This window comes from Archangium gephyra (assembly GCF_042230915.1).
In the GTDB taxonomy this organism is placed as follows: Bacteria; Myxococcota; Myxococcia; order Myxococcales; family Myxococcaceae; genus Archangium; species Archangium gephyra_B.
The window spans coordinates 11570032-11577500 of record NZ_CP102578.1 but is presented as its reverse complement, the minus strand read 5'-3'; the positions used below and the strand labels follow the sequence as shown (position 1 = coordinate 11577500).

Genomic DNA, 7469 nt, shown 5'->3' with positions numbered 1-7469 from the left:
AAACTCCGTGATAGCTGGTTCTCCCCGAAAGATATTTAGGTATCGTCTTGGGTAATTCAATACTGGAGGTAGAGCACTGGAACGGCTAGGGGTCTCACCAGATTACCAAACCGTACCAAACTCCGAATGCCAGTAATTGTTAGCCCGGGAAGCAGTCAGTGGGTGATAACGTCCATTGGCAAGAGGGGAATAACCCAGACCGACAGCTAAGGCCCCCAAGTCTAGTCTAAGTGAACACTAGAAAGGATGTGGCAGGTCATTGACAACCAGGAGGTTGGCTTAGAAGCAGCCATCCTTTAAAGAAAGCGTAATAGCTCACTGGTCGAGACAGGCCGCGCCGAAAATGTAACGGGGCTCAAGACTAGCGCCGAAGCTTCGGATTGCATGCGTCAGGCGCATGCAGTGGTAGGGGAGCGTTGCAACTACGGCGAAGGTAGACCGCAAGGGCTGCTGGAGTGGTTGCGAGTGCTGATGCCGAAATGAGTAGCGATAAAGGGGGTGAGAAACCCCCTCGCCGTAAACCCAAGGTTTCCTGGGTCAAGTTAATCTTCCCAGGGTTAGCCGGAACCTAAGCCGAGGCCGAAAGGCGTAGGTGATGGAAAGCAGGTTAATATTCCTGCGCCATCTTGTAGACGTTGAACCGAGGAAGGACGGAGAAAGCTAGACGAGCTGGCCGGTGGTTGTGCCAGTCCAAAGGCGTAGGGGTGTCGCGTACGATGAAAAGGCGCGGCAGCTATCCCCGAGACCCCATGGCGTCCCGCAAGGGATTAGTCGTTGATGCTCGGCTTCCAAGAAAAGTTCCGCGGGGAGTCTACAGGGTGTCCGTACCGCAAACCGACACAGGTGGGTGAGGAGAAAATCCTAAGGCGCTTGAGAGAACTCTCCTCCAAGGAACTAGGCAAATTTCCACCGTAACTTCGGAAGAAGGTGGGCCTCTGGTAGGTGTAGGCGTACAGCCGAAGCCGAGAGAGGTTGCAGAGAAATGGCGGTAGCGACTGTTTACCAAAAACACAGGACTCTGCGAAGGCAAGAAGCCGACGTATAGGGTCTGACTCCTGCCCGGTGCTGGAAGGTTAAGGGGATTCGTCAGCCGCAAGGCGAAGCGATGATCCGAAGCCCCAGTAAACGGCGGCCGTAACTATAACGGTCCTAAGGTAGCGAAATTCCTTGTCGGGTAAGTTCCGACCTGCACGAATGGAGTAACGACTTCCGCACTGTCTCGGAGAGGGACTCAGCGAAATTGAAATAGCTGTGCCGATGCAGTTTACCCGCAGCAAGACGGAAAGACCCCGTGAACCTTTACTACAACTTGACAGTGACACTAGGGTTCGACTGTGTAGGATAGGTGGGAGCCTTTGAAGCCGGGCCGCTAGGTTCGGTGGAGGCAACGGTGAAATACCACCCTGTCGGATTCTGGTGTCTAACCATGCCCCCTTATCGGGAGTTGGGACACTGTCTGGTGGGTAGTTTGACTGGGGCGGTCGCCTCCCAAAATGTAACGGAGGCGCGCGATGGTTCCCTCAGCCCGATTGGAAACCGGGCGTCGAGTGCAATGGCATAAGGGAGCTTGACTGCGAGACCGACAGGTCGAGCAGGTGCGAAAGCAGGTCATAGTGATCCGGTGGTCCTGAATGGAAGGGCCATCGCTCAACGGATAAAAGGTACTCCGGGGATAACAGGCTTATCTCCCCCAAGAGTTCACATCGACGGGGAGGTTTGGCACCTCGATGTCGGCTCATCGCATCCTGGGGCTGGAGCAGGTCCCAAGGGTTTGGCTGTTCGCCAATTAAAGCGGTACGCGAGCTGGGTTCAAAACGTCGTGAGACAGTTTGGTCCCTATCTGCTGTGGGCGTAGGATACTTGAGAGGCTCTGACCTTAGTACGAGAGGACCGGGTTGGAGACACCGCTGGTGTACCAGTTGTCTCGCCAGAGGCATCGCTGGGTAGCCATGTGTCGATTGGATAACCGCTGAAAGCATCTAAGCGGGAAACCGACCTCAAGAACAGGTATCCCGGGCGCAAGCCCCTGAAGACCCGTCGAAGACTACGACGTTGATAGGCCGGGTGTGTAAGCGCGGTAACGCGTTGAGCTAACCGGTACTAATTGGTCGTGCGGCTTACTTTACCTCAATCTCTCACGAGCTCCACCCCACCGGGGAGGAGCGGGGGATTCGAGTCCAAGGTCGAGGCCCCGAGCGCGCTCCCGAAGAGCGGCGCCGGGCCCGGAAGAAGGCACCAGCTTCTCCAGCTAGAAATTGAAAACTACCCTTTGTATGCACGCGTCACATGTTTTCCGGTGGCTATGTCGGAGGGGTCCCACCCGTTCCCATCCCGAACACGGAAGTTAAGCCCTCCAGAGCCGATGGTACTCCGCGGGAAACCGCGCGGGAGAGTAGGTCGCTGCCGGATTTTTTTTGAAGGCCCCGAGTCCTCACATTCGTGAAGACTCGGGGCCTTCGCCTTTGCGGGCTCCTTCATTTCTCTGCTCCGCGTGTGTCTTTCCGCAGAGCAGTCCCCTGCGCGACATCCTTTTCATCTTCGCGCTGGCGATGCCTCTCCAGGCTTGCTTGATTGGTGTTCCACCCTTCAAGTCCCAGGAGCGCCTCGCCCATGAAGCAGCTGCTGCGTCCCGTCCTCGGTGGTCTCCTCGCCCTCGCCGTCCTCCTCGCCCCGGAGCGCGCCGAGGCGGCTGACTTCCGGCTCACCCTCGGCGGCGACTACCAGATCGACACCGGCGCCTTCTTCCACCTCACCGGCACCGTCGACTTCGTCTTCGTCGGCCCCCTCTCCATCGGCACCCGCTTCGGCGCCCTCCTCACCACCTCACCCAATAGCCTCGGCGTCCCCCTCGACCTCAGCCTCCGCTTCAACCCCAGGCGCACCCCCCTCTACGTGGAGGTCCTCGGCGGCCCGTGGATCTTCTTCGAGGGCGATGTCTTCCGCGCCCACGGCGCCTTCGGCTTCGGCTACCAGGGCCGTTCCGTCAGCTTCGGTCTCGAGATCGGCTACCTCCAGCCCAGGCCTCATGTCGGTCTGCGCCTCGGCTGGCGTTTCTAGCTCCCCATCGGGCCTGGTCCGGACGCGCTCTCAGTAGTGCGGCGGCTTCTCGTGCTGCCTCGCGTCCACCAGGCCCGGCTCGTCCTGCAGCTTCTTCTTCAGTTGCTCCACCTCCGCCTTCAGCGCGTCCATCTCGCGCTGCTGGGCGTACAGCACCTCGCTCAGCTCCTGCAGCAGTTCCTGCTGCTGCATGTAGCGCAGCTCCAACTCCACGATCCGCGACTCGTCTTCCATACCCCCTGGGATAACCCGGCCCCACTCTCGTTGTCCCGTGCCGCCTTCCCCGTGCCCCCCATGGATGCCTCCCGCCACCTCCTTCGCGCCCGTGAGCTCCTCGAGCGCGGCCGGCCCGAGCTCGCCGAGTCCGCCTTGAGCGATGCCATCGACGCCTCCGTCCAGGCCGAGGACCTCGTCATGCTCACTCGCGCTCGCATGGCTCTGGGCGACTTGTTGGTCTCCGAGGGCCGCGACGCGGAGGCCGTTCCCTTCCTCCAGGCTGTCGTCCGGACTGAAATCGCCAATGGGTCCGTTGATGCCGAGGTCAAGGCCGCCGCTCGGTTGCTCCGACAGATCCGCGGCATCCCCGAGTGAGCTGACCCTCACCCCAACCCTCTCCCAGAGGGAGAGGGCGTTGACTCGGGTTCAACCTGGGATGCTCGATACCCTCACCCCGTCCCTCTCCCGAAGGGCGAGGGGAAATTGGGTGTGATTGGGCGCGTTACGGCGTGCGGCAGGCGCTCCTCACTGCCTCCATCCGCTCCGGAAATCGTCTCTCCAGATCCATCCGCGTCGCCCTCATGTCGTCCAGCCGCCCTGTCTGTCTTTGAATCTCACACAGGGCCGCCAGCGCTCTCATGTCCGACATGTCCAGGCGATCCGCTTCCCTCAACTCCCTCTCCGCTTCCTCCACCTCTCCCAACCGGTACGCCGCCATCCCCAGGTGGTAGTGCCCCATCACCATCCCCGGCTCCTCCTCCACCACCTTCCCGAACAGCTCCTTCGCCTCCTTCATCCTCCCCTGCGCCGCCCTCACCAGCCCCTCCTCCATCCAGAGCTTCGGCCTCCCCAATACCCCCTCCAGCTTCCTGAAGACCTCCATCGCCTCCTCTCCCCGGCCCGCCGCGCTCAGCAGCCTCCCGTACCTCACCCCCACTCGCACCTCCCCAGGCGCCTTCCCGTACGCCTCCTGCACCGCCTTCAGCGCTCCCCCTACGTCCCCATCCCTCTCCGCGAAGTCCCCTCTCAAGAGCGCCGCCCTCGGATCTCCCGGCGCCAGCGCCTCCGCCTTCGCCAGCGACTCCTCCTCGCACCGGTTCATCCGCTGCCCGTGGCACACCCGCGCCAGCAAGAGCTGCGTCTCCACCTCCCCCGGCTCCCTCCTCTCCGCCTCCTTCGCCAACTCGTAGGCGTCCAGCGGCGCTCCCTCCCTCACCAGCTCCGCCGCCTCCCTCAGGTTCGCCCCCGTCGCCTTCGGGTTCTCCTTCAGGTTCTTCAGCAGCCGCGCCCGCTGCCCCGCGTCCTGCATCACCCGCGCGATCTCCAGATCCTGCTCCGGCATGTTCCTCGGCAGGAATAGCGGGATGAGGTGGATTCCAAACGCCACCAGGCAGGCGATCAGCGCGCCCTTCATCCCCCGCTCGAGCCACCAATGGCGCGGCCTTCCCGGCTCCCGCGGCTCTTCGGGCGACAGCTCGGGACCTCGGCGATCCCCGGTCTCTTCGGTGGGCGGTACGTTCAGCACGTCCCTTCGACTCTAAGGGACTCGCCTCCCGCTCCGCAGCGCCCCCCGCCCGCTCCCCTGGTCAATGCCCGACACCCGGTGCCAGGACCAATCAGCCAGGCTCATCCCCTCACGACACCGCCCTCAGCCGCGGCCTCGGCGTCTCCGGCAACTCCTCCCCACAGCTCCAACACAGCTCGAAGTTCCCCGGGTTCTCCTCCCCGCACCCCGGGCACTCCACCTCCCTCGCCGCCTTCTCCTCGTCCCCCTCCACCTCCTCCAACAGCTCCTTCGCCCTCTCCACCTCCTCCTCCGGCACCCACAACTCCACCCACGTCTCCGTGCTCGGAATCTCCCCGCTCAACGGCGCCAGGGCCTCCCCTCGCACCTCCACCGACAACCCCGAGCCCGTCAGCAACCCCGCTCGCAGCCGCGCCTCCCCCGCCGTCCGGTGCACTGAAAACCTCACTCGCTTCATGGGACCTCTCTAGTCGGGGCTCCTCCTCGCCCGCAACCCGCCCTCGGGCCCCCTCTCGTGCCTCGCGCCTCCCTCCCTGGCTCGCTCCTCGGCCAGGCAGGTACACTGTCCAGGCGCAGGGGGGCTCATGTGATCGGTTTCCAACTCACTCGGGAAGGAGAGGGGACTTCTCCGGTTCCCTCACGGCGTTCCTCCATCTATCCCTTGCCGGATTCCGTCCCCCCGTCGCTTCCCCTCGGAGACGCCGTGGCCTTCCTCCCCAGCAGCTCGTCCCAGCCCCATGGCTCGCCCCCCTGGGCCCGCTATGGACTGGCCTTGCTGCTCCCCGGCCTCGCCTTCTCCCTCCAGTGGCTCCTCGCCCCCTGGCTCGCCCCCTCGCCCTACTTCCTCTTCCTCTCCTCCATCCTCCTCGCCGCCTGGCTCGGCGGCCATGGGCCCGGCGCCCTCGCCACTACCCTCTCCCTCGTCCTCACCTCCCTCTTCTTCCGCCCTTCCGGCCCCTCCTCCCACCACCTCATCACCAGCGCCCTCTTCACCGGCGTCTCCGCCCTGCTCACCCTGGTGGCCTCCCGCGTCCGCCTCCTCCTCCACGAGGCCCACGCCGCCCGCGCCTCCGCCCTGGCCCAGGGGCAGACCCTCGCCACCACCCTGCGCAGCATCGGCGACGCCGTCCTCACCACCGGCCCCGATGGGCTCGTCCGCTTCATCAACCCCGTCGCCTCCTACTTCACCGGCTGGCGCGAACACGATGCCATCGGCCAGCCCCTCGCCCGCGTCCTGCGCCTCGTCGACCCCTCCTCCCGCGAGCCCCTCGACTCCTCCCGCCTCGTCCCCGACGCCTCCCGGCCCATCCAGCTCGGCCACCAGGCCCTCCTCCTCTCCAAGAGCGGCGCCGAGCTCCCCATCGAGCACACCCTCGCCCCCATCTCCGACCCCCAGGGCCGCTCCCTCGGCACCGTCATCGTCTTCCGCGACATCTCCGCCCGCTACCGCGAGGACCATGAGCACGCCCAGCTCCTCGCCCGCGAGCACGACGCCCTCCTCGAGGCCGAGGCCCAGCGCGAACGTCTCGAGACCCTCTTCATGCAGGCCCCCGTCGCCATCTGCCTCACCCGCGGCGAGGACCACGTCGTCGAGCTCGTCAATCCGCTCGGGCAGACCCTCGTCGGCGAGCTCCTCTCCCCGGGCCGCTCCGTCCGCGAGTCCTTCTCCGGGCTCGATCCGAACCTCCTCCACCTGCTCGACGAGGTCTACCGCAAGGGCACCCCCTTCACCGGCCACGAGGTGCCCCTGCGCGCCGACTTCTCCGGCACCGGCCACCCCGAGGTGAAGTACTTCGACCTCACCTGGCAGCCCTGGCGCGGTCACGCCGGGGAAATCCTCGGCACCATGGGCCTGTGCGCCGAGGTCACCGAGCAGGTGCTCGCCCGCCGCGAGGTGGAGGCGCTCGCGTCCGATCTGCAGAAGGCCCTCCAGATCCGCGACGACTTCCTCTCCGTCGCCTCCCACGAGCTCAAGACGCCGCTCACTTCACTGCAGCTCCAGTTGCAGCTGCTGTGGCGCTCGCTCCCCGAGAGCGATGACAACGGCCAGCCCCACCCGGCCCGCAAGCGCATCGAGGCCACCCGCCGCCCCGCCGAGCGGCTCCACCAGCTCGTCAACAACCTGCTCGACGTGTCCCGCATCCGCGCCGGCCGCCTCGCCCTCGAGCGCGAGACCGTCGACTTCTCCGCGCTGCTCCAGGACGTCGTCACCCGCGCCGAAGCCGATGCCGCCGGCGCCGGCTGCACCCTCGTCCTCCACGCCAACTCCCCCGTCGTCGGCCGCTGGGACCGCCTCCGCCTCGAACAGGTCGTCACCAACCTGCTCTCCAATGCCATCAAGTACGGCGCCAACCAGCCCGTCGAGATGCGCGTCGTCCAGGACGGCGGCCTCGCCCGCCTCACCGTGCGCGATTACGGCATCGGCATCGCCCCCGAGAACCAGGCCCGCATCTTCCAGCGCTTCGAGCGCGCCGTCTCCGAGCGCCACTACGGCGGCTTCGGCCTCGGCCTGTGGATCGTCAAGCAGATCGTCGAGTCGCTCGGCGGCGACATCCGCGTCGAGAGTCAGCCCGGCCAGGGCGCCACCTTCACCGTGGTCCTCCCCCTCGAGCCTCCTCCCAGCTCCCGCGAAGACGCCGTCTCCCACGCCTCCGCCTGAGCGCCTCCGGGC

General features: G+C 65.2%; 6 protein-coding genes and 2 rRNA genes (1 of these 8 running past the window's edge). 5 read left to right on the top strand and 3 right to left on the bottom strand.

Going from position 1 to position 7469, the window contains the following annotated elements; all coding sequences use genetic code 11:
• The 3 genes from NR798_RS45820 to NR798_RS45810 all read left to right on the top strand — a co-directional run.
• A 23S ribosomal RNA gene (locus tag NR798_RS45820) occupies positions 1-2125 on the top strand; it begins 844 nt to the left of the window's first position.
• A 167-nt stretch (positions 2126-2292) separates the two neighbouring features.
• A 5S ribosomal RNA gene (gene rrf, locus NR798_RS45815) occupies positions 2293-2409 on the top strand.
• Positions 2410-2610: 201 nt separating this feature from the next.
• Entirely contained in the window at positions 2611-3057 is a 447-nt protein-coding gene (locus tag NR798_RS45810) for a hypothetical protein (protein ID WP_375768958.1), read from the top strand.
• A 30-nt stretch (positions 3058-3087) separates the two neighbouring features.
• Here NR798_RS45810 and NR798_RS45805 read toward each other — a convergent pair whose 3' ends face one another.
• The gene (locus tag NR798_RS45805; RefSeq protein ID WP_375768957.1) at positions 3088-3291 is read right to left on the bottom strand and encodes a SlyX family protein; all 204 of its coding nucleotides are present in this window, start codon (positions 3289-3291) and stop codon (positions 3088-3090) included.
• A gap of 60 nt (positions 3292-3351) precedes the next feature.
• Between NR798_RS45805 and NR798_RS45800 the strand changes: the two genes are divergently transcribed.
• Positions 3352-3648, top strand: coding sequence for a hypothetical protein (locus tag NR798_RS45800; RefSeq protein ID WP_375768956.1), 297 nt, complete (start codon positions 3352-3354; stop codon positions 3646-3648).
• A gap of 127 nt (positions 3649-3775) precedes the next feature.
• Here the strand turns inward: NR798_RS45800 and NR798_RS45795 are convergent, their stop codons facing one another.
• Positions 3776-4687 carry a tetratricopeptide repeat protein gene (locus NR798_RS45795; protein WP_375768955.1) on the bottom strand — a complete coding sequence of 304 codons (912 nt, stop codon included), beginning with the start codon at positions 4685-4687 and terminating at the stop codon, positions 3776-3778.
• A 220-nt stretch (positions 4688-4907) separates the two neighbouring features.
• On the bottom strand, positions 4908-5255 hold the full coding sequence (locus NR798_RS45790; RefSeq protein WP_375768954.1) for a putative signal transducing protein: 348 nt from the start codon (positions 5253-5255) through the stop codon (positions 4908-4910).
• A 246-nt stretch (positions 5256-5501) separates the two neighbouring features.
• Between NR798_RS45790 and NR798_RS45785 the strand changes: the two genes are divergently transcribed.
• Entirely contained in the window at positions 5502-7457 is a 1956-nt protein-coding gene (locus tag NR798_RS45785) for an ATP-binding protein (RefSeq protein ID WP_375768953.1), read from the top strand.
• Positions 7458-7469 lie beyond the last annotated feature (12 nt).